The sequence below is a fragment of the Sphingopyxis sp. Q841 genome (genome assembly GCF_052384365.1).
Classification (GTDB): domain Bacteria; phylum Pseudomonadota; class Alphaproteobacteria; order Sphingomonadales; family Sphingomonadaceae; genus Sphingopyxis; species Sphingopyxis terrae_A.
The window spans coordinates 197,024-214,796 of record NZ_JBQSUM010000001.1 but is presented as its reverse complement, the minus strand read 5'-3'; the positions used below and the strand labels follow the sequence as shown (position 1 = coordinate 214,796).

The window sequence follows — 17,773 nt, the reverse complement described above, 5'->3', positions numbered from 1 at the left end:
AATGCGATTCCATGTCCTGTCGCTGGCCGCCGCGATGGTCGCGGTCGCCGCCAGTCCGGCCGCGGCCAAGACGATCAATGTCTCGGCCGAGGGCGCCGACGCCAACGAGAAACTGCAGGAAGCGCTGATCCTCGCCGAGCCCGGCGATGTCGTGCAACTGGGTGCGGGCACCTGGAAGCTGACCGACGGGCTGTCGCTTGATGTCGATAACGTCACGGTGCGCGGCGCGGGGACCGGCGAGGGCGGATCGATCCTGGACTTTTCAGGGCAGCAGGGAGCGGGCGAGGGGCTGCTCGTCACCTCCGACGATGTGCTGCTGACCAATTTCGCGGTGCTCAACACGCGCGGCGACGGCATCAAGTCGAAAGGTGCCGACCGCATCGTCTACAACGAACTGCGCGTCGAATGGACCGCGGGCCCGAAGGAAACCAACGGCGCCTATGGCATCTATCCGGTCGAAAGCCAGGATGTGCTGATCGACAGCGTCTATGTGCGCGGCGCGTCGGACGCCGGCATTTATGTGGGCCAGTCGCGCAACATCGTCGTGCGCGATTCGATCGCGACCGAAAATGTCGCCGGGATCGAGATCGAAAACTGTTTCGACGCCGACGTGCACGACAATATCGCGAACAAGAATACCGGCGGGATCCTGGTGTTCGACCTGCCCAATCTGCCGCAGCAAGGCGGGCATAATGTCCGCGTCTTCGACAATGTCGTCAGCGACAACAGCACGCCCAATTTCGCGCCGAAGGGCAATATCGTCGCCAGCGTGCCGACGGGGACCGGGGTTCTGGTGATGGCGAACCGCAATGTCGAGGTTTTCGACAATGTGTTCGAGGACAATGGCACCGCCAATGTGATGATCGTCGGCTATCGCTACGACCAGAAAGACCCCAAATATCAGCCGCTGCCGCGGCAGATCGTCGTGCGCGATAATGCGCATGGCAAGGCGGGCTTCGCGCCGGCCTTTCCGGGCGGAGCCGAGATCGCGGCGGCAATGGGCGGAGCGATTCCGCCGGTGCTGTGGGACGGCGCGGGCGACGCGATCGTCCTCGACGATGTCGGCGTGCTGTCGCTCGGCCTGCCCGACGTGACGACGCCGCAGAGCGAAGCGAAGCCGGTGCCGGTCAAGCTGGGCGGCACGCCGCCGCCCGCGCTGCCCGCCATCGTGCTGCCGGAGGGCATGGAGGCCAAGGTCCAGTGAAGCGTATCGCCGCCGCGCTGATCGCGGCGCTGCTCTACGCCAGCGCGGGCGGCGGGGCGGCGCCGGCCGCGGTCGATCAGGCCTTGATCGTGGGCAGCGCGATGCCCGCAAAGCTCTCCGCCTTTGGGCTGTTCGCGGGGAATGATCCGGCGCGGCCGATCGCGAGCTTTGCCTACACGCTGCGCACGCCCTTGTTCAGCGACTATGCCGAAAAGCATCGGTTCGTGTCGATCCCGGCGGGCAAGCGGGCGACGGTGCTGGCGGACGGCACGGTCGATTTTCCGGTCGGCACTGTGATCGTCAAAAGCTTCGGCTGGCCCGACTTCAACGATGGCCGTCCGGTCGAGACGCGGCTGCTGATCCACCGCGCGAGCGGCTGGGTGGCGCTGCCCTATATCTGGGACGCCGACGGCCGGGACGCCTCGCTCGCCATCGCGGGGCGGCGCGTGCCGGTGGCGTTCAAAAGCCCCGACGGGACGGCGCATGCGATCCAATATGGCGTGCCCAACCGCAACCAGTGCAAGGAATGCCACAGCCGCGCGGGTGCGATCGTCCCGATCGGCCCCAAGGCCCGCAACATGGTGCTGGCGGATACGGTCGGCGCCGATACGCGCGCGCTCTATTTCACCAACCCTGCGGCGCTGAAGCCGGCGATGCCGCGCTGGGACGATCCGGCGAGCGGCACGCTGCAGGACCGCGCGCGCGCCTATCTCGAGGCCAATTGCGCACATTGCCACAATCCCGAGGGCAGCGCGTCGAACAGCGGGCTGTTCCTGCGCTGGACCGACCCGGTCGGGGTCAACTACGGCATCGGCAAGCGTCCGACAGCGGCCGGGCGCGGAAGCGGCGGCATGGATTTCGCGATCCAGCCGGGCGATCCCGACCACAGTTTCCTGATCTACCGCCTCGAAAGTCTCGACCCCGGCATTGCGATGCCCGAACTTGGCCGCTCGACGGTTCACAAGGAAGGCGCGGCGCTGTTGCGGGAATGGATTGCGGCGATGCCCAAAGACGCGCATTAGGCTGGCCCGATGACCGCTCTCATCCTCCATGATTATTTCCGCTCGTCGGCCAGCTTTCGCGTTCGCATCGCGCTGAACCTCAAAGGTCTCGATTACGAGCGCGTCGAGGTCAGCTTGATCGCCGGCGAACAGAAGAGCGACGCCTATCTTGCGCAAAATGCCCAGGGCTTCGTGCCGATGCTCGTCGCCGACGGCGAGCCGATCATCCAGAGCCTTGCAATCATCGACTGGCTCGACCGCGCGCACCCCGAACCGCGGCTGATCCCCGACGATCCGATGGCGCGCGCGGTAGCGCTGGCGCAGGCCTATGTCGTCGCGTGCGATATCCACCCGCTCAACAATCTGCGCGTGCTCAAATATCTGACCCGCGACCTGGGGCTCAACGAACAGACCAAGGATCGCTGGATCGCCGAATGGATATTGCAAGGCTTCGATGCGCTGGAGGCAATGGCCGGCGAAGGCCCATATCTTGGCGGCGACGAACCGGGGATCGCCGACTGCTGTCTGGTGCCGCAGATGTACAATGCACGCCGGTTCGAGGTGCCGCTGGATCATTATCCGCGCCTCATGGAAATCGACGCTGCGTGCATGGAGCATGAGGCGTTCCGGCGCGCGCATCCCGATGCGGTGAAGCCCGCGTGATCCGGCTGGTGTTGGGGGTGGCCGCGCTGGCGATGCCGGCGGCGGCGCTGGCGCAGGAGGCGGCGTCCGATAGCGACATTGTGATCGCCGACTATCGTCGCCCGCAGCCGCAGGACATCATCGTGACCGGTGGCGGCCTGCTCAGCGGGAGCGGCGACGCGGGGCAGGCGGTGGCCGTGCTGACCGACCTTGATCCCGGCCTTGGCGCGCGCGTCGAGAACCGGCTGCGCGACGAGGCGGGGCTGGTCCAGTTTCGCCGCAGCGACAGCCGATCGGCGCATCCGACGAGCCAAGGCGTCACGCTGCGCGGGCTGGGCGGCAATGCGTCGAGCCGCGCGCTGGTGACGCTCGATGGGGTGCCGCAGGCCGACCCGTTCGGCGGCTGGGTGGCGTGGAGCGCCTATGATGCGATCCGGCTGGGCGGCGTCGCGATTGCCCGTGGCGGCGGCAGCGGCGCCGACGGACCGGGCGCGCTGGCGGGCACCGTTGCGCTCTATTCGCAGATGACCGACGGCGGCGAGGCGAGCCTTGCCTATGGCAGCCGTGACGGCTGGGATGCGGCGTTCAGCGTCGGCACGCGGCTTGGCGACGGACAGGTCGCGGTCGACGGCCGCTACAGCCGCGGCGATGGCTTTGTGCCCGTCGTCGAAAGACAGCGGGGCAGCGCCGATCGCGCCGCGCCCTATCGGCAAGGTGGGCTGGGCGTACGCCTGCGCTTCGATACCGGCCCCGACAGCCGGATCGAGGCGAGCGTGCGCGGCTTTTCGGACCGGCGCGACCGCGGCACTGATTTCACGACCAGCACGGTCGACGGGATCGATGCCAGCTTGCGGTACCTGCACGAACCCGCGGACGGGCTGCAATGGCTCGCGCTCGGCTATGTCCAGGTCCGCGACTTCGACACAGGTTTTGCCAGCGTCGCGGCGAACCGCAACAGCGTGGCGCCGGCGCTCTTTCAGCAGGTGCCGGCGACCGGGCTCGGCGCGCGCGTCGAATTGCGGCCTGCGTTCGGCGCGGCCAACCCGCTGCGTATCGGCGCCGACTGGCACCGCACCGTCGGGCGGACCGAGGAGGATTATTTCTTCACTGGCCTCAATCCCGGCCGTCACCGCAGCGCGGGGGGCAGCAGCGACACCGTCGGCGCCTTCGCCGAATGGACGTCGGGTGGCGAAGATGACGGCTTGCTGTGGACGCTCAGCGGCCGGGTCGATCAATGGTGGATCGGCACCGGGTACCGGCACGAATATAATTTCGGTGGATCGACGATCACCGACGCCCGCTTTGCGGCGCGGCAGGGCTGGGAAGGCAGTGGGCGTGCGGGTGTCCGCTGGTCGGCGGGCGATGTGGCGCTGCGCGCCGCCGCCTATCGCGGCTGGCGCCTGCCGACGCTCAACGAACTCTACCGGCCCTTCCGCGTCGGCGCCGATGCGACGGCCGCGAACGAGGCGCTGGCTCCTGAACGATTGTGGGGCGGCGAGATCGGCGCCGACTGGAGGCGCGGCGGTACGAAGCTGAGCGTCACGCTGTTCGCGAACCGGCTCGACAATGCGATCGCCAATGTCACGCTGGGCACCGGTCCGGGCAATTTCCCCGGCGTCGGTTTCGTCGCGGCGGGGGCGAGCTATAGCCAGCGCCAGAATCTCGATGCGATCGACAGCAAGGGCGCCGAAGTCAGCGCCGAACAGCGCGCCGGCCCGCTGACGCTGCGCGCCACCTATGCCTTCACCGATGCGCGCGTCGCGGCGTCGGGCGCCGCGGCTGCGCTCGACCGCAAGCGGCCGGCGCAGATCGCGAAACATGGCGCCAGCCTGTCGCTGCGCGCAGGCGATGCGGGACCGTTCGGCGGCTTCGCGACCCTGCGCTATATCGGCAGGCAGAATGAGGATGATCTGGGGCTGCAACCGCTCGGCGATGCGCTGACCGTCGATGCCGGGATGTCGTTGCGGTTGACGCAGGGCTTGCGGATCGAAGCGCGCGGCGAGAATATCTTCGACGCGCTCGTTCCGGCGGCGCTGTCGTCGGCGGGCATATTGGAACGCGCGACGCCGCGGACCTTGTGGGTAGGTATACGCGCCGCTTATTGATTTCGCAGGCGGCGCAGAGGCGATAAGGATAGGGGCATGGCGGCGAAGACACTCAATCTCGGGGAATTTCTGCCCTATCGGCTGTCGATTGCGTCGAACGCGGTTTCGAGCCGGATTGCCGCCGAATATCAGAGCCGCTTCGGCCTGAAGATCCCCGAATGGCGGCTGATGGCGGTGCTCGGCGAAGGGCGACCGCTGACCCAGCGCGAACTGGTCGCCGCGACGCGGATGGACAAGGTGACGGTCAATCGCGCCGCCAAGGCGCTGGCCGACCGCCAGCTTATCGCGCGCCAGGCGCACGAGGCCGACGGACGCTCGCACCATCTGGAACTGACCGCGGAGGGCCGCTCGCTCTATGACGCGATCGTGCCCGCTGCGCTCGCCAGCGAGGCGAAGCTGGAGGCGGCGCTGGACGCGGGCGAGCGCGCCGCGCTGATGGCGATCCTCGCCAAGCTGACGAGCGCCGCGGAAGATTATGGCGGATAGGCTTTATCGTGCCCCCGAGGCCGGCGCGCTGCGTATCGAGCCGCTTGGCGACCTGACCGCGATCTTCGACCGGCGATCGATGCAGACGCACCTTGTCGTCGCGCCCATGCCCGAAATAATTGCCGCAATGGGCGATACGCCCTGCGATGCGGGCGCGCTGGCGGAGCGGCTTGCCGCCATGTTCGACCTGGGGGGCGCGGGCGGCGACGATGTCGCGGCGGTCTTGCGCGAGCGGCTCGCCGAGCTTGCGGCGCTGGGGCTGGTGGCGCCGGCGTGAGGCACAGCACGCGCATCGCGGTAGGGCCGGTCCAGTTTCGCATCGGCAGCGACTGGCGCGCGCCGATCGAGGCGCTCGACCGCCTTTATGCGGGCTATCCCGAGGACATGGCGCGCCCCGCCGATGCGACGGTGCGGCTGTTCGCCGCGCGCCCGTGGCGCCGCTGGCTGCGCCCCTCGGTGCATATCGGCGGCGATTTTATCGTTCCTGACGCTCTGCCGCTGCCGCTGTCGATGGGCTTGCTGGCCGCCGAAATGGGGATGAATTTGCAGGTCGCGCTCGGCTGGCGGCGGCACATGTTGCTCCACGCGAGCGCAGTGGCGCGCGGCGGGCGCGCGGTGATCCTGTCGGGCGAATCAGGGTCGGGGAAATCGACGCTCGCGGCGCTGCTCGGCGAGGGCGCGTGGCGGCTGATGGGCGACGAATTCACGCTGATCGAACCCGCAAGCGGCGATGCGCTGGGCTTTCCGCGCGCCATAAGCCTGAAGAATGCGGCGATCGCCGAATTGGCGGTGCGCGTCGACCCCGCACGGCTCGGCCCGCTGCTTGCCGGAACGCCCAAGGGCGATATCCGCCATCTGATCCCGCGCGTCGATGCGATCGCCGCGATGCACGAACCGGCCCGGCCCGCGCTGATCCTGTTTCCGCGCTTCGGCGGCACGGCGGCGATCGAGCCGATGGCGCCGGGCGAGGTGTTCGTCCGCCTGACCGAAGCATCGACGAACTATGTCGCGCTCGGCGAGGCGGGCTTTGCCGCACTGGCGCGGCTGGTCCGCGAGGCCCCCGCTTTCGGCATCAGCTATCCCGACAGCGCGGCCGGCATGGCGCTGGTCGAGCAATTATGGACGGAGGCAGCGCGATGAGCGCGGTGCGTACGCTGATCGATCTGCTCGCGGGGCGGCGCGATGCGGACGGCCTAGCGCCGCGCGACTGGAACGGAGTGATCGGCGCCGCGCGCGCCGAGGCGCTGCTCGCGACGCTCGCCCACCGGCTTGCGGATGCGGCGCTGCCGCCGCCCGTCGCGGCGCTGCTTGCCGACCAGCGCGCCGCCGCCGCGGTCGCGCGGGCGCAGGCGCTGTGGGAGGCCGAGATGACGCGCCGCGCGCTCGCGCCCGAAGGGATCGCGTTCGTGCTGCTGAAGGGCACCGCTTATGCGGCGGCGGGCCTGTCTTGCGCCGAGGGGCGCCAGATCGGCGACCTCGACATTTTGGTCGGCTGGCACGACATCGGCCGCGCCGAAAACGAGTTGATCGAGGCGGGCTGGGAATGGGTGAAGCCCGATCCCTATGACGACGCCTATTACCGCGAGCATATGCACGAGTTGCCGCCCTTGATCCACTCGGGCCGAGACCGGATGATCGACGTCCACCACACGATATTGCCGCGCACGCACCGGGTGACGCCCGATGCGCTGGCGATGATCGGCGATGCAGTCTTGGTCGATGGCGGTTTTGCCGTGCTGTGTCCGAGCGACATGGCGTGCCACTGCGCCGCGCATCTGCTCGCCGACGGCGACTTGCAGGGCGGCCTGCGCAATCTGTGGGATTTCCATTGCCTGACGCGCGACTTCGCGGCCGCCGATGCGGATTTCTGGGCTAAGCTCGAAGCGCGCGCCGCGCTTCATGGACTGCGCGCGCCGGTGCAGCGCGCCGCCCGGCTGGCGCGCGATCTTTACGGTGCGGCGCTGCCGCCCGGCTGGGACCGGCGCGAGCCGGGCGATGGCTGGTTCGTCCGCCGCCTGCTCGCGCGCGACGATTGGGGGCGACCCACGAATTTCGCGTTGCAACAGGCTTTCTACATCCGCTCGCACTGGCTGCGCATGCCGCCGGTGCTGCTGGCGAAGCACCTTTGGACGAAGTGGCGGAAGAGCTAGAGTCCCGCTAGCAGCGGCAGAAGCTCGTCATAATGGCCGATAAGATGGTCGGCGCCCAAGGCTTCGGCGGGGCGATCGAGAAAGCCGAAACGCACCGCGACGCTGGGCACCCCGGCGGCGCGCGCCGCCATGACGTCATAGATTGAATCTCCGACGAAGGCGGTTCGCCCGCCGCCGCTCCGCTCGATCATCGCGATGATGGGGTCGGGCGCGGGCTTGCGGACGCTGAGCGTGTCGCCGCCGACGATCGCAGCCATGCGATCCGCCAGTTCCAGTTCGCCGAGCAGCTTGCGCGCCATATGTTCGGCCTTGTTGGTCGCCACCGCGCAGCGCACCCCGCGCGCCTCGAGCGCGTCGAGCGCCGCGATCAGGCCGGGGTAGGGGCGGCTCTCGATCGCGATATGCGCTTCGTAATAGGCAAGAAGTTCGCCGAGCAAGCGATCGAAATCCTCCGCCGGAACGCCGCCGGTCGCGATCAGCCCCTGTTCGAGCATGTGACGCGCGCCGAGCCCGATCATCGGCCGCACCATTGTTTCGGCAAGCGGCGCGCGGTCTATCCGCGCCAGCGCATGGTTCACCGCGGCGGTCAGGTCGCCCGCGGTGTCGATCAACGTGCCGTCGAGATCGAAGCCGACGATGCGGAAGGGAAAGTCGCTCATGCCGGTCCGCATGGCCGCTCGCTCTGGAAACCGCAATGATTTGCTGGCATGGCACGCGGCATGAGCAATTCCATCGCCGCCGTCATCCTTGCCGCGGGCAAGGGCACCCGCATGAAGTCCGATCTCCACAAGGTGCTGCACCCCATTGCCGGGCGGCCGATGCTGATGCATCTGATGGCCGCGGTCGACGCGCTGGCGCCCGCGAAGAAGGTCGTCGTCGTCGGCGACAAGGCCGACCAGATCGAGGCGGCACTCGCGGGCAGCGCGGCGCTGGCGGTGCAGGAGCCGCAGCTCGGCACGGGGCACGCGGTGCAGCAGGCGCAAGGTGCGCTTGCGGGCTTCGCCGGCGATGTGTTGATCCTTTATGGCGATGTGCCTTTTGTGCCCAGCGCGACAATGCAGGCAATGGTCGACCGTCTGAACGCTGCCGATGCGCCCGCAGTCGTCGTCCTCGCGTTCGAGCCTGATGATGCGCTGCAATATGGCCGCGTGATCACCGATGGCGATCGCGTCGTGAAAATGGTCGAGCACAAGGACGCGAGCGAGGCCGAACGCGCGGTACGCCTCTGCAATTCGGGACTGATGGCGGCAAAGGCGGCCGATCTATTCGCGCTGCTCGCACGCGTAACCGACGACAACGCGGCGAAGGAATATTATCTCGTCGATATCGTGAATATCGCCAATGCCGACGGTCGGCACTGCGCCGTGGTCAGGACAGACGCTGCCGACGTCGCGGGGATCAACAGCCGCGCCGAACTCGCCGCTGCCGAGGCGCAGTGGCAGGCGTTCAAGCGCGAGGAGGCGATGGCGGGCGGCGCGTCACTGCGTGCGCCCGAAACCGTCTGGTTCAGCTGGGACACCGAAATCGGCCGCGACGTGACGGTCGAGCCCAATATCGTCTTCGGCCCCGGCGTCCGCGTCGCCGACGGCGCGACGATCCGCGCCTTCAGCCATATCGAGGGCGCGAGTATCGGCGCGGGGTGCGAGGTCGGCCCCTATGCCCGGCTGCGCCCCGGCGCGGTGCTGGAAGACAAGGCGAAGGTCGGCAATTTCGTCGAGGTGAAAAAGGCGGTGCTCGGCAGGGGCGCGAAGGCGAACCACCTCAGCTATATCGGCGATGCGACGGTGGGGGCGGGCGCTAACATCGGCGCGGGCACAATCACCTGCAATTACGACGGCTATTTCAAATATCAGACGGTGATCGGCGAACGCGCCTTCATCGGGTCGAACAGCGCGCTGGTCGCGCCGGTGAAGATCGGCGCCGACGCGATCGTCGCGGCGGGCAGCACCGTGACGCGCGACGTGATGGATGGCGAGCTGCGCATTGTCCGCGCCGAACAGTCGGTAAAGCCCGGCTGGGCCGACCGCTTCCACGACGCGATGCGCAAGAAGAAGGCGGCGGAGAAAAAGGCATGAGCGACCGTTACGAAGACAAGCCCTTCCTGCGTTATGTCGACGCCTGGGTGCTCGACGCGATCGGGCATCTCGACGAGCCGACGCGCAGCTATTGTGCGGCGATGGAACCGACGCTGCGCCACAGCCTGGGCCTTGCCGGAAGCTGGCAGGAGATGGTTGCGCAGCAGATGAAATTCGCGCCCGACCTTGCGGCGCAGATCCGCAAGATTTGGGACGACGGCCGCGTCAAATTCGCTGCCGCGCACGGCCGCCCTGCCGATCCGGTGCAATTTGCAATGACCTTCGTCGACCGCAATTTCGGGCGCGCGTGAGGATTGACATGATATCATGATATGATATCAGTATATCAATGACGCGGATACTTGCCGACCTGCCCGATGAGGACATCAAGTGGCTCGACCAGCTTGCGACCGAGCAGGGCAAGTCGCGCGCGTCGATTCTCCGCGATGTCGTGGCCACCTATAAGGCGCAATCGCACGATGCCGGTTCGAAGCATTGGCTCGATCAGGCCTTCGGCGCATGGAATGATCGGGATGACATCGGCGACGCCGTTGAATGGCAGCGTCGCGAGCGGGCATCCTGGACTCGTCCGTGGGACGATGATTATGAGGAAGTGAAGGCTGAATTCCCAGATTTGTTCGACGAGGATGATGGCCGGGAGCGTCAGCGTTACCTTGAAATGAAGGCGCCCCGAAAGTCGGGCAAGAAGCCTTCGCGCAAGCAGAAGAAAAAGTGAGCGGCTACTCATTCGACAGCAACATCCTGATCGATGCGCTGACCGGGGACCGGATTGCGCATGCGGAAATTGCGCGCGTCGACCGTCCCTGGATCAGCCGCATCACATGGATCGAGGTGTTGTCGAAAGAGCCCGGCGGCACGCTCAAGATCATCGAAAATTTTCTGGGCGGCTTTTCGATCGATGAAGTCGATACGCGCATCGCGGCACATGCGGCTGCTTTGCGCAGGGAGCGTCCGCGCCTGAAGCTTGCCGATGCCATGATCCTGGCGTCGGCGCAGGTTAATCATCGCATCCTCGTGACCCGAAATGTCAAGGATTTCCCGGCAAATATGCCGGGTATTCGCGTCCCTCAAATTCGCTAAGCAGAAAGAATCCCCATGTGCGGAATTATCGGAATTATCGGCCAGGCCCAAGTGGCGGATCGCCTCGTCGACGGGCTGAGGCGCATGGAATATCGCGGTTATGACTCGGCGGGGGTGTGCACGGTCGAGGATGGCCAGCTGATCCGCCGCCGCGCCGAGGGGAAGCTTAATAATCTCGTCAAGGAACTGGCGGGCCATCCGGCGCCCGGCACCGTCGGGATCGCGCACACGCGCTGGGCGACCCACGGCGCCCCGACGACGAGCAATGCGCACCCGCACGCGACGCAGGAAGTCGCGCTCGTCCACAACGGGATCATCGAGAATTTCAAGCCGCTGCGCGAGGCGCTGCAGGCGCGCGGCCGGGTGTTCGAAAGCGAAACCGACACCGAAGTCGTCGCGCACCTCGTTTCGGAACAGGTCGAGGCGGGCAAGTCGCCGCAGGAGGCAGTGCAGGCGGTGCTGCCGCAGCTTCGCGGCGCCTTCGCGCTCGCGATCGCGTTTCGCCAGCATCCCGACCTGCTGATCGGCGCGCGCCTCGGCTCGCCCCTCGTCGTCGGCTATGGCGAAGGCGAGACCTATCTCGGTTCGGACGCGCTCGCACTCGCGCCGCTCACGCAGAAGATTTCCTACCTCGAAGAGGGCGACTGGGTCGTCATCACGAAGGGCGGCGCGCAGATCCACGACGCCGACAACAATCCGGTGACGCGCGAGATCACGACGTCGGGCGTCACCGCCGCGGCAGTCGAAAAAGGCAATTACCGCCACTTCATGCAGAAGGAGATTTTCGAGCAGCCGACCGTCGTCGCGCAGACGCTCTCCTCCTACATCCGCCCGCTCGAACAGACGGTGGCGCTGCCGCAGATGGATTTCGACCTGTCGGCGATCGACCGCATCACCATCGTCGCGTGCGGCACCAGCTATTATGCCGGCATGGTCGCCAAATATTGGTTCGAGACCTTTGCCCGGGTTCCGGTCGACATCGATGTCGCGAGCGAGTTCCGCTACCGCGATCCGGTGCTGCAACCGGGCGGGCTCGCGCTCTTCATCTCGCAGTCGGGCGAGACCGCCGACACGCTCGCCGCGCTGCGCCACTGCAAGGCCAACGGCCAGACGATCGCGGTGGTCGTCAACGTGCCGACGAGCAGCATGGCGCGCGAGGCCGACCTGCTTCTCCCGACGCACGCCGGGCCGGAAATCGGCGTCGCGTCGACCAAGGCCTTCACTTGTCAGCTCGCGGTGCTCGCGGCGCTCGCCGCGCACCTCGCGCTCAAGAAGGGCAAGCTCAGCGAGGCTGACGAGCGCGAGATCGTAAAGCATCTGATCGAAGCGCCCGCCGCATTGAATGCGGCGCTCGCGCATGACGAGGAAATCGCAGCGATGGCGCATCTGATCGCCCCGGCGCGCGACGTCCTCTATCTGGGGCGCGGCCCCGACTATCCGCTGGCGCTCGAAGGGGCGCTGAAGCTCAAGGAAATCAGCTATATTCACGCCGAAGGCTATGCGTCGGGCGAGATGAAGCACGGCCCGATCGCACTGATCGACGAGGCGGTTCCGGTGATCGTCCTCGCGCCCAGCGGGCCGCTTTTCGAAAAGACCGTCAGCAATATGCAGGAAGTGATGGCGCGCGGCGGGAAGGTCGTACTGATTTCGGATGCGGAAGGCCTCGCCGAAGCCGGCGACGGCTGCATGGCGACGATCGAGATGCCCAAGGTCCACCCGCTGATCGCGCCCTTGGTCTATGCGGTGCCGGTACAACTGCTGGCCTATCATGTGGCGGTGGCGAAGGGGACCGACGTCGACCAGCCGCGCAATCTGGCGAAATCGGTGACGGTGGAGTGACCTGGAACACGACCTGCCATTGCGGCGCCGTCTCGGTGCGTCTTGCCAAGGCGCCCGAAGAGGTGGCCGAGTGCAATTGCTCGCTCTGCCTTTCGCACGGCATCCTCTGGGCCTATTATTCGCCGAAGGACGTCGCGATCGGGGGCAAAACGCGGACCTATAATCGCGCCGACCGGGCGAACCCCAATTCGGATCTGCATTTCTGTGCGACCTGCGGCTGTTCGACGCATTGGTCGGCGACCGCAGGGTTGATCGAGCGGATGGGCGGCGCGGTCGATCTGATGGGGGTCAACATGCGGCTGTTCGCGCCCGACCGGCTCAGCGGGTTGAAGCTCGTCTATCCCGACGGGCGCGGCTGGTCGGGCGAGGGGGCGTGGGGCTATGCGCGCGAAGCCGCGATGATGCCCTGAGTCCGGTGGTTCACTCCGCCGCGTTCGCTTGCGCCAGGATCGACGCCGCAATGTCGTCGATCTTGCCGGCGACCAGAAGCGGCGCACCGCCGACCATACCGACCTGCGTCTGGCCATTTTCATAGTCGCGAAGCCAGGCGACATTTTCGGCAACGAGGAGATAGTCGCCGCCGCGCGATTTCAGGGTAATGAATTTCATGACTGTGTCTCCTGACCCCGGCCGCTCTATCGGTGAAGTATGAAGATAATGAGTTTCGCGTAATGCCCACCGCCATCATTTTCGATTTCGACGGCGTCATCGCCGACAGCGAGGTGCGCGCCAACACGACGCTTGCCGAAAGCCTGACCGCGATCGGCCTGCCGACGAGCTATGACGAGTGTCTGCGCGACTATTACGGCCATAATTGGCAGGAGACGCAGCGGCGGATCGAGGTGCGGCTCGGCGGGCCGCTGCCACCTGATTTTCGCGAGCAGCACCGGGCGCGGGCGCGCGAGCGCTTTGCCGAGGGCTTTGCGCCGGTGCCGGGCGCGCCCGAGTTTCTGGCGACGCTGGGCGACCGGCCGCGCGCGATCGCCTCGTCGAGCAGCCCTGCCTATATCGCCATGTCGCTCGACCGCTTCGGGCTTGCGCATCATTTCGGCCGGCACGTCTACAGCGCCGACGGCTGGAATCGCGGCAAGCCGCATCCCGACATCTATCTGGCGGCGGCGAAGGGTATCGGCGCCGCTCCCGCCGCCTGTCTGGCGATCGAGGATTCGCCGACGGGCGCGCAGGCGGCGCTTGCCGCGGGGTGACAGTCGTCGGCTTTTGCGGCGCCGGGCATATCGTCGATCGCGGCGCGCATGGCGCGATGCTGCGCGCCGTTGGCGTCCACCATGTTGCGGAGGACTTCGCCACGCTGCACCGCCTGCCGATTGCAGCCACCGCATAAATTGCTGTCCTGCAAGGGAAAGGCCGGTTAGGCTGCGGGTAACCCGGCGATCCGTCCGCGCGAACCCTGATCGCGCGTGACGAGCGGCGGTTTCCTGCCGTTTCTCACGGCCCACCTCACCCGAGGAGAGATGCGATGTGCGATGAATTTACCGAAGCCGACCTTGACCGTGCCGGTCTGCCCGTGCGGCGCCGCGACTTCGGCGCGCTGATGGGCGTCGGGGCGGTGGCGGCAATGCTGCCCGCAGCGGCCTGTGCGGCTGGGACGATCAAGGGGCGCGACGTCACGATCACGACCGACGACGGCACCGTCGACGCCTATTTCGTCGCGCCCGGCGAGGGCAAGCATCCCGGTGTGCTGATGTGGCCCGACATTCGCGGGCTGCGCCCCGCCTTTCGCCAGATGGCTGACCGGCTTGCCGGGGCGGGCTATTCCGTGCTGTGCGTCAACCCCTTCTATCGCTGGGCGAAGGCGCCGGTGGTCTATGCAGGACATGATTTCGACGATCCCGGCGTGCGCGAGACGCTGTTCGGCTATCTCAAGCAACTGAACCGCGCGCTCGTGCAGACCGACGCCAAGGCGCATCTCGCCTTCCTCGATGCGCAGGCGGAGGTCGATACGACGAAAGGGGTCGGCACCGCGGGCTATTGCATGGGCGGGCCGATGGTCATCTATACCGCGGCGCTGAACCCGGCGCGCGTCAAGGCGGCGGCGAGCTTTCACGGCGCGTCGGTCGCGACCGACAAGCCCGACAGCCCGCATCTGTTGATCCCCGCGAGCGACGCCGGGTATCTCTTTGCGATCGCCGATAATGACGATGCGAAGGACCCTGAAGAAAAGACCCGGCTGAACGCGGTCCTATTGCCGCGCAAGCAGTGGCACGAGGTCGAGGTCTATAAGGGCGCGATGCACGGCTGGTGCCCGCCCGACGGCCGGGCCTATGACGAGGCGGCAGCCGAAAAGGCGTGGGGGCGGATGCTCGAGCTGTTCAAGGCGGCGCTCTGACGCCGCCGATGATGCGATGAGGGTTCATTTCATTCGGTCGGGCGAGCGGCGTTACGCGATGCGGATCGATCGCGCGTCGGCGCCGGCCCTGGTGATGGATCCCGCGCCGGGTTTCGATCCCGACTTGCCGCACGACATGGTGCATTTTGTCGCCGAAGCGCTTCTCGGGTTGAAAGGCGGCGTGTTCGGCCAGATTGCGGCGGGCGGGGATGCCGGGTCCTTTCATATCGGCGCCCCGGAAGGCGCCGATGCCAGGACCCATCGCCGCGCGGCGCGCAAACAGGCAGCGAAGGGTGCAGCGCTGATGAAGGGGCAGGGGCGCGAAGGCGAACTGTCCGAGCTCGCCGCTTTCCTGTTCGACATCGGTTGGCGCAGCCGGACCCGTTCGGACAGCGCGTCGCAGCGCGCGGCGGTGGACGAGGCTGCGCGCGTGCGCACAACGCTCAGCAGCGACGAGCGCGCGCGGATCGACGCTGTCCAAGCCGACGTGTTTGCTGCCTTCGATACGGTGTCGAAGGCATGGCGGGGCTTACGGTGTGGGGAGGCGCTCGTCCTCGAATGGCCGACGCTTCGCCGTGTCGATCACCCCATCGGGTAGAGGATGTCCTTGCCGACGCGGTCGAGCGTCTTCATCAGCGCGGCGTCGAGCACCAGCTCCTTTGCGGCGAGGATCGGTTCGAGCTGGTCGTAGCCGCTGACGCCGACGATGGTCGAGGCGACGAAGTCATGCTGCTTCGACCAGGCGGTCGCCATCGTCACCGGGTCGATGCCGGCCTCGGCGGCGATCGCGAGATAGCGTTCGGTGGCGGCGAGCGACTTGTCGTTGACGAAGCGTCGGCCCATTGCGGCCTGCCGCCCCTCCATCGCCAGATAGCGGGAGAAGCGCGCGCCTTCGGGCGTCGCGCCGCCCTGATACTTGCCCGACAGGACGCCGCCGGCGAGCGGCGAATAGGGGATCAGGCTGACGCCCTCCTGGCGGCAGACCTGCGCCAGCTCGTCCTCGAAGCGGCGGTTGTTGAGGCTGAAATTATTCTGGATCGTGTGATAACGGGCGACCCCCAGCTTTTCCGACGCCGCGAGCGATTTCATGAGGCCCCAGCTCGTCTCGTTCGAGCAGCCGAGGATGCGTACCTTGCCTTCGCGGACCAGCTCGTCGAGCGCGTCCATGATCTCATCATAGGGCGCGTCATGGTCGGGCCAGTGCGTCTGGTAGAGGTCGACATAGTCGGTCTGCAGTCGCGTCAGGCTTGCTTCGATGGCGGTGCGGATGTTGTGGCGGTCGAGCGCGGTCATGCCGCCGCGGCACGGCGATTTGAACCAGACATGGCTCGGTCCCGAGACCTTGGTCGCGAGGATGATTGCGTCGCGGTTCTTGGTCTTGAGCCAGCGACCGACGATCTCCTCGGTGCGGCCGACCCATTTGATGTCCGGCGGTACCGGATAGCCTTCGGCGGTGTCGTAGAAATTGATCCCCTCGTCGAAGCAGCGGTCGAGGATGCGCAGCGCCTCGGCCTCGTCGGTCTGGCTGCCGAAAGTCATCGTGCCCATGCAGATGTCGGTGACGTGGATGGCGCTCTGGCCCAGGCGGCGCGTTTTCATGGGGCGGATCTCCGGTCTCGAGAGGGGTAGCTGGCCCGTGCATAGGTTGCGGATCGCAACCTTGCAATCAGATCAGCAACGCGAGCGATCCGACGAGCAGCGCCGCCATCGTCCAGTTGAAGGCGCGCAGCCGTGCGGGCGATGACAGCCAGCCGCGCAGCGAAACGCCCATCACCGCCCACAGGCTGGTCGAGGGCAGGTTGATGACGCCGAAAATCGCGGCGACGAGCAGGACCGCGGCGATATTGCGATCGGGCGCATAGAGCGCGATCGCGGTCAGCGCCATCGACCAGGCCTTGGGATTGACCCACTGGAACAGCACCGCCTGCCCGAAGCTCATCGGTCTGCCGCGCAGGCTGTCGCCGCCGCTCGGCGCGCCGGCGTTGGCCATCTTCCACGCCAGCCACAGCAGATAGGCGACGCTCACGACCTTGAGGATGAGGTTCAACACCGGAAACAGGTCGAACAGGCCCATCAGCCCGACGCCGACGAGGACGATCATGAGCGTGAAGCCGAACCCCACGCCGAGCGCATGCGGCGCGGTGCGGCGCAGTCCGAAATTGGCGCCCGAAGCCATCAGCATCATGTTGTTCGGCCCCGGCGTGATCGACGAGACGAGGGCAAAGGCGGCAAGCGCGGCGAAGGTGGTCTGTTGCATGCCGCGCAACATAAGGGCGAAACTGTCCCGGCGGGTTGCAAATTTGGGCGTCAATGTGATAAGTTTTGCAACTTATGGCTGGACTGGATCAGATTGACCGCAAGATATTGCGCGAACTTGCGAGCGAGGGGCGAATCTCCAACATCGAGCTCGCCGACCGCGTCGGGCTGTCGCCCTCGGCGTGTCTGCGCCGCGTGCAGGAACTCGAGCGCAGCGGGGTCATCAAGGGCTATCGCGCGGTGGTCGATCCGGCGAAGCTGGGGCTGACCTTTCTGGCCTATGTGACCGTCGGCCTGTCGTCGCACACGAAGAAGTCGCGGAGCGATTTCGAAGCGGCGATGGCGCTCGCACCCGAAGTGCGCGAATGCCACAATATTACCGGGACGATCGAATATCTGCTACGCGTCGAGACGCAGGATCTGGCGGCGTACAAGCATTTCCATACCGAAGTGCTCGGCGTGCTGCCGCAGGTCCATTCGATCACCACCTATGTGCTGATGGATTCGCCGAAGGACGAGCGGGCTTGATCGAGGGTAACGCCTTGAACCTCATCGTCCGCCACCGCA

At 66.7% G+C, this 17,773-nt stretch carries 23 protein-coding genes; 19 read left to right on the top strand and 4 right to left on the bottom strand.

The window, feature by feature from the left end; genetic code table 11:
* Position 1: 1 nt before the first annotated feature.
* The 8 genes from ACT17R_RS01085 to ACT17R_RS01050 are packed head-to-tail and all read left to right on the top strand — an operon-like array spanning position 2 to position 7,588.
* On the top strand, positions 2 to 1,204 hold the full coding sequence (locus ACT17R_RS01085; protein WP_186402254.1) for a parallel beta-helix domain-containing protein: 1,203 nt from the start codon (positions 2 to 4) through the stop codon (positions 1,202 to 1,204).
* Positions 1,201 to 2,226, top strand: a complete 1,026-nt coding sequence (locus ACT17R_RS01080; RefSeq protein WP_263588939.1) for an SO2930 family diheme c-type cytochrome — start codon at positions 1,201 to 1,203, stop codon at positions 2,224 to 2,226. The genes ACT17R_RS01085 and ACT17R_RS01080 overlap by 4 nt, the downstream gene beginning before the upstream one ends.
* 9 nt (positions 2,227 to 2,235) lie before the next feature.
* Entirely contained in the window at positions 2,236 to 2,868 is a 633-nt protein-coding gene (gene maiA, locus ACT17R_RS01075; protein WP_062902687.1) for a maleylacetoacetate isomerase, read from the top strand.
* Positions 2,865 to 4,952, top strand: a complete 2,088-nt coding sequence (locus ACT17R_RS01070) for a TonB-dependent receptor (RefSeq protein WP_444808816.1) — start codon at positions 2,865 to 2,867, stop codon at positions 4,950 to 4,952. Before maiA ends, ACT17R_RS01070 begins: the two co-directional genes overlap by 4 nt.
* Positions 4,953 to 4,988: 36 nt before the next feature.
* Positions 4,989 to 5,438 carry a MarR family winged helix-turn-helix transcriptional regulator gene (locus ACT17R_RS01065; RefSeq protein ID WP_062902685.1) on the top strand — a complete coding sequence of 150 codons (450 nt, stop codon included), beginning with the start codon at positions 4,989 to 4,991 and terminating at the stop codon, positions 5,436 to 5,438.
* Positions 5,428 to 5,715, top strand: a complete 288-nt coding sequence (locus ACT17R_RS01060; RefSeq protein WP_263588937.1) for an HPr-rel-A system PqqD family peptide chaperone — start codon at positions 5,428 to 5,430, stop codon at positions 5,713 to 5,715. Before ACT17R_RS01065 ends, ACT17R_RS01060 begins: the two co-directional genes overlap by 11 nt.
* A complete protein-coding gene (locus ACT17R_RS01055; RefSeq protein ID WP_444808815.1) occupies positions 5,712 to 6,578 on the top strand; it encodes an HprK-related kinase A in 867 nt (288 codons plus the stop codon). Before ACT17R_RS01060 ends, ACT17R_RS01055 begins: the two co-directional genes overlap by 4 nt.
* Complete coding sequence (locus tag ACT17R_RS01050; protein WP_186402247.1) at positions 6,575 to 7,588, top strand: nucleotidyltransferase domain-containing protein; 1,014 nt, start codon at positions 6,575 to 6,577, stop codon at positions 7,586 to 7,588. Before ACT17R_RS01055 ends, ACT17R_RS01050 begins: the two co-directional genes overlap by 4 nt.
* On the opposite strand, the gene ACT17R_RS01045 is transcribed toward ACT17R_RS01050, so the two are convergent.
* Positions 7,585 to 8,247: an HAD-IA family hydrolase gene (locus tag ACT17R_RS01045; RefSeq protein ID WP_082820068.1), complete on the bottom strand. Its 663-nt coding sequence runs from the start codon at positions 8,245 to 8,247 to the stop codon at positions 7,585 to 7,587. The genes ACT17R_RS01050 and ACT17R_RS01045 overlap by 4 nt on opposite strands.
* Before the next feature lie 48 nt (positions 8,248 to 8,295).
* Here ACT17R_RS01045 and glmU point away from each other — a divergent pair, with 48 nt between their 5' ends.
* From glmU to ACT17R_RS01015, 6 genes are read left to right on the top strand one after another with little or no spacing between them, the layout of a single operon-like run.
* Positions 8,296 to 9,663 carry a bifunctional UDP-N-acetylglucosamine diphosphorylase/glucosamine-1-phosphate N-acetyltransferase GlmU gene (glmU, locus tag ACT17R_RS01040; RefSeq protein WP_062902681.1) on the top strand — a complete coding sequence of 456 codons (1,368 nt, stop codon included), beginning with the start codon at positions 8,296 to 8,298 and terminating at the stop codon, positions 9,661 to 9,663.
* Complete coding sequence (locus ACT17R_RS01035) at positions 9,660 to 9,974, top strand: hypothetical protein (protein WP_062902680.1); 315 nt, start codon at positions 9,660 to 9,662, stop codon at positions 9,972 to 9,974. Before glmU ends, ACT17R_RS01035 begins: the two co-directional genes overlap by 4 nt.
* Before the next feature lie 38 nt (positions 9,975 to 10,012).
* A complete protein-coding gene (locus ACT17R_RS01030) occupies positions 10,013 to 10,399 on the top strand; it encodes a ribbon-helix-helix protein, CopG family (RefSeq protein WP_062902679.1) in 387 nt (128 codons plus the stop codon).
* Positions 10,396 to 10,764, top strand: coding sequence for a type II toxin-antitoxin system VapC family toxin (locus ACT17R_RS01025; RefSeq protein WP_062902678.1), 369 nt, complete (start codon positions 10,396 to 10,398; stop codon positions 10,762 to 10,764). Before ACT17R_RS01030 ends, ACT17R_RS01025 begins: the two co-directional genes overlap by 4 nt.
* Positions 10,765 to 10,779: 15 nt before the next feature.
* Positions 10,780 to 12,603, top strand: a complete 1,824-nt coding sequence (glmS, locus tag ACT17R_RS01020; protein ID WP_062902677.1) for a glutamine--fructose-6-phosphate transaminase (isomerizing) — start codon at positions 10,780 to 10,782, stop codon at positions 12,601 to 12,603.
* Positions 12,600 to 13,013, top strand: coding sequence for a GFA family protein (locus tag ACT17R_RS01015; RefSeq protein ID WP_444808814.1), 414 nt, complete (start codon positions 12,600 to 12,602; stop codon positions 13,011 to 13,013). The genes glmS and ACT17R_RS01015 overlap by 4 nt, the downstream gene beginning before the upstream one ends.
* 10 nt (positions 13,014 to 13,023) lie before the next feature.
* Here the strand turns inward: ACT17R_RS01015 and ACT17R_RS01010 are convergent, their stop codons facing one another.
* On the bottom strand, positions 13,024 to 13,212 hold the full coding sequence (locus ACT17R_RS01010; RefSeq protein WP_058811798.1) for a hypothetical protein: 189 nt from the start codon (positions 13,210 to 13,212) through the stop codon (positions 13,024 to 13,026).
* Positions 13,213 to 13,274: 62 nt separating this feature from the next.
* On the opposite strand from ACT17R_RS01010, the gene ACT17R_RS01005 reads away from it, so the two are divergent.
* The 4 genes from ACT17R_RS01005 (at position 13,275) to ACT17R_RS00990 (ending at position 15,548) form a co-directional block, all read left to right on the top strand.
* On the top strand, positions 13,275 to 13,808 hold the full coding sequence (locus tag ACT17R_RS01005; protein WP_444808813.1) for an HAD family hydrolase: 534 nt from the start codon (positions 13,275 to 13,277) through the stop codon (positions 13,806 to 13,808).
* The gene (locus tag ACT17R_RS01000) at positions 13,805 to 13,945 is read left to right on the top strand and encodes a hypothetical protein (RefSeq protein ID WP_444808812.1); all 141 of its coding nucleotides are present in this window, start codon (positions 13,805 to 13,807) and stop codon (positions 13,943 to 13,945) included. Before ACT17R_RS01005 ends, ACT17R_RS01000 begins: the two co-directional genes overlap by 4 nt.
* A gap of 135 nt (positions 13,946 to 14,080) precedes the next feature.
* Positions 14,081 to 14,950 (top strand): dienelactone hydrolase family protein, encoded by an 870-nt coding sequence (locus ACT17R_RS00995; protein ID WP_444808811.1) that lies wholly within the window; start codon positions 14,081 to 14,083, stop codon positions 14,948 to 14,950.
* 58 nt (positions 14,951 to 15,008) lie between these two features.
* Positions 15,009 to 15,548, top strand: coding sequence for a hypothetical protein (locus ACT17R_RS00990; RefSeq protein ID WP_222103020.1), 540 nt, complete (start codon positions 15,009 to 15,011; stop codon positions 15,546 to 15,548).
* Here ACT17R_RS00990 and ACT17R_RS00985 read toward each other — a convergent pair.
* Together ACT17R_RS00985 and ACT17R_RS00980 are read right to left on the bottom strand one after the other, a co-directional pair.
* Positions 15,533 to 16,549 (bottom strand): aldo/keto reductase, encoded by a 1,017-nt coding sequence (locus ACT17R_RS00985; RefSeq protein WP_062902672.1) that lies wholly within the window; start codon positions 16,547 to 16,549, stop codon positions 15,533 to 15,535. The two genes, ACT17R_RS00990 and ACT17R_RS00985, sit on opposite strands and share 16 nt — an antisense overlap.
* Before the next feature lie 67 nt (positions 16,550 to 16,616).
* On the bottom strand, positions 16,617 to 17,207 hold the full coding sequence (locus ACT17R_RS00980) for a LysE family translocator (protein WP_186402240.1): 591 nt from the start codon (positions 17,205 to 17,207) through the stop codon (positions 16,617 to 16,619).
* Between the two features lie 74 nt (positions 17,208 to 17,281).
* On the opposite strand from ACT17R_RS00980, the gene ACT17R_RS00975 reads away from it, so the two are divergent.
* Positions 17,282 to 17,734, top strand: a complete 453-nt coding sequence (locus ACT17R_RS00975) for an Lrp/AsnC family transcriptional regulator (RefSeq protein ID WP_444808810.1) — start codon at positions 17,282 to 17,284, stop codon at positions 17,732 to 17,734.
* Positions 17,735 to 17,773: the final 39 nt, after the last annotated feature.

Excerpts from the sequence above, each read along its gene's own strand:
- ACT17R_RS01085 (WP_186402254.1), top strand. The coding sequence starts at position 2 with ATGCGATTCCATGTCCTGTCGCTGGCCGCCGCGATGGTCGCGGTCGCC.
- maiA (WP_062902687.1), top strand. The coding sequence starts at position 2,236 with ATGACCGCTCTCATCCTCCATGATTATTTCCGCTCGTCGGCCAGCTTT.
- ACT17R_RS01065 (WP_062902685.1), top strand. The coding sequence starts at position 4,989 with ATGGCGGCGAAGACACTCAATCTCGGGGAATTTCTGCCCTATCGGCTG.
- ACT17R_RS01060 (WP_263588937.1), top strand. The coding sequence starts at position 5,428 with ATGGCGGATAGGCTTTATCGTGCCCCCGAGGCCGGCGCGCTGCGTATC.
- ACT17R_RS01050 (WP_186402247.1), top strand. The coding sequence starts at position 6,575 with ATGAGCGCGGTGCGTACGCTGATCGATCTGCTCGCGGGGCGGCGCGAT.
- ACT17R_RS01045 (WP_082820068.1), bottom strand. The coding sequence starts at position 8,247 with ATGAGCGACTTTCCCTTCCGCATCGTCGGCTTCGATCTCGACGGCACG.
- glmU (WP_062902681.1), top strand. The coding sequence starts at position 8,296 with ATGGCACGCGGCATGAGCAATTCCATCGCCGCCGTCATCCTTGCCGCG.
- ACT17R_RS01035 (WP_062902680.1), top strand. The coding sequence starts at position 9,660 with ATGAGCGACCGTTACGAAGACAAGCCCTTCCTGCGTTATGTCGACGCC.
- ACT17R_RS01030 (WP_062902679.1), top strand. The coding sequence starts at position 10,013 with ATGACGCGGATACTTGCCGACCTGCCCGATGAGGACATCAAGTGGCTC.
- glmS (WP_062902677.1), top strand. The coding sequence starts at position 10,780 with ATGTGCGGAATTATCGGAATTATCGGCCAGGCCCAAGTGGCGGATCGC.
- ACT17R_RS01010 (WP_058811798.1), bottom strand. The coding sequence starts at position 13,212 with ATGAAATTCATTACCCTGAAATCGCGCGGCGGCGACTATCTCCTCGTT.
- ACT17R_RS01005 (WP_444808813.1), top strand. The coding sequence starts at position 13,275 with ATGCCCACCGCCATCATTTTCGATTTCGACGGCGTCATCGCCGACAGC.
- ACT17R_RS00995 (WP_444808811.1), top strand. The coding sequence starts at position 14,081 with ATGTGCGATGAATTTACCGAAGCCGACCTTGACCGTGCCGGTCTGCCC.
- ACT17R_RS00990 (WP_222103020.1), top strand. The coding sequence starts at position 15,009 with ATGCGGATCGATCGCGCGTCGGCGCCGGCCCTGGTGATGGATCCCGCG.
- ACT17R_RS00985 (WP_062902672.1), bottom strand. The coding sequence starts at position 16,549 with ATGAAAACGCGCCGCCTGGGCCAGAGCGCCATCCACGTCACCGACATC.
- ACT17R_RS00980 (WP_186402240.1), bottom strand. The coding sequence starts at position 17,207 with ATGCAACAGACCACCTTCGCCGCGCTTGCCGCCTTTGCCCTCGTCTCG.
- ACT17R_RS00975 (WP_444808810.1), top strand. The coding sequence starts at position 17,282 with ATGGCTGGACTGGATCAGATTGACCGCAAGATATTGCGCGAACTTGCG.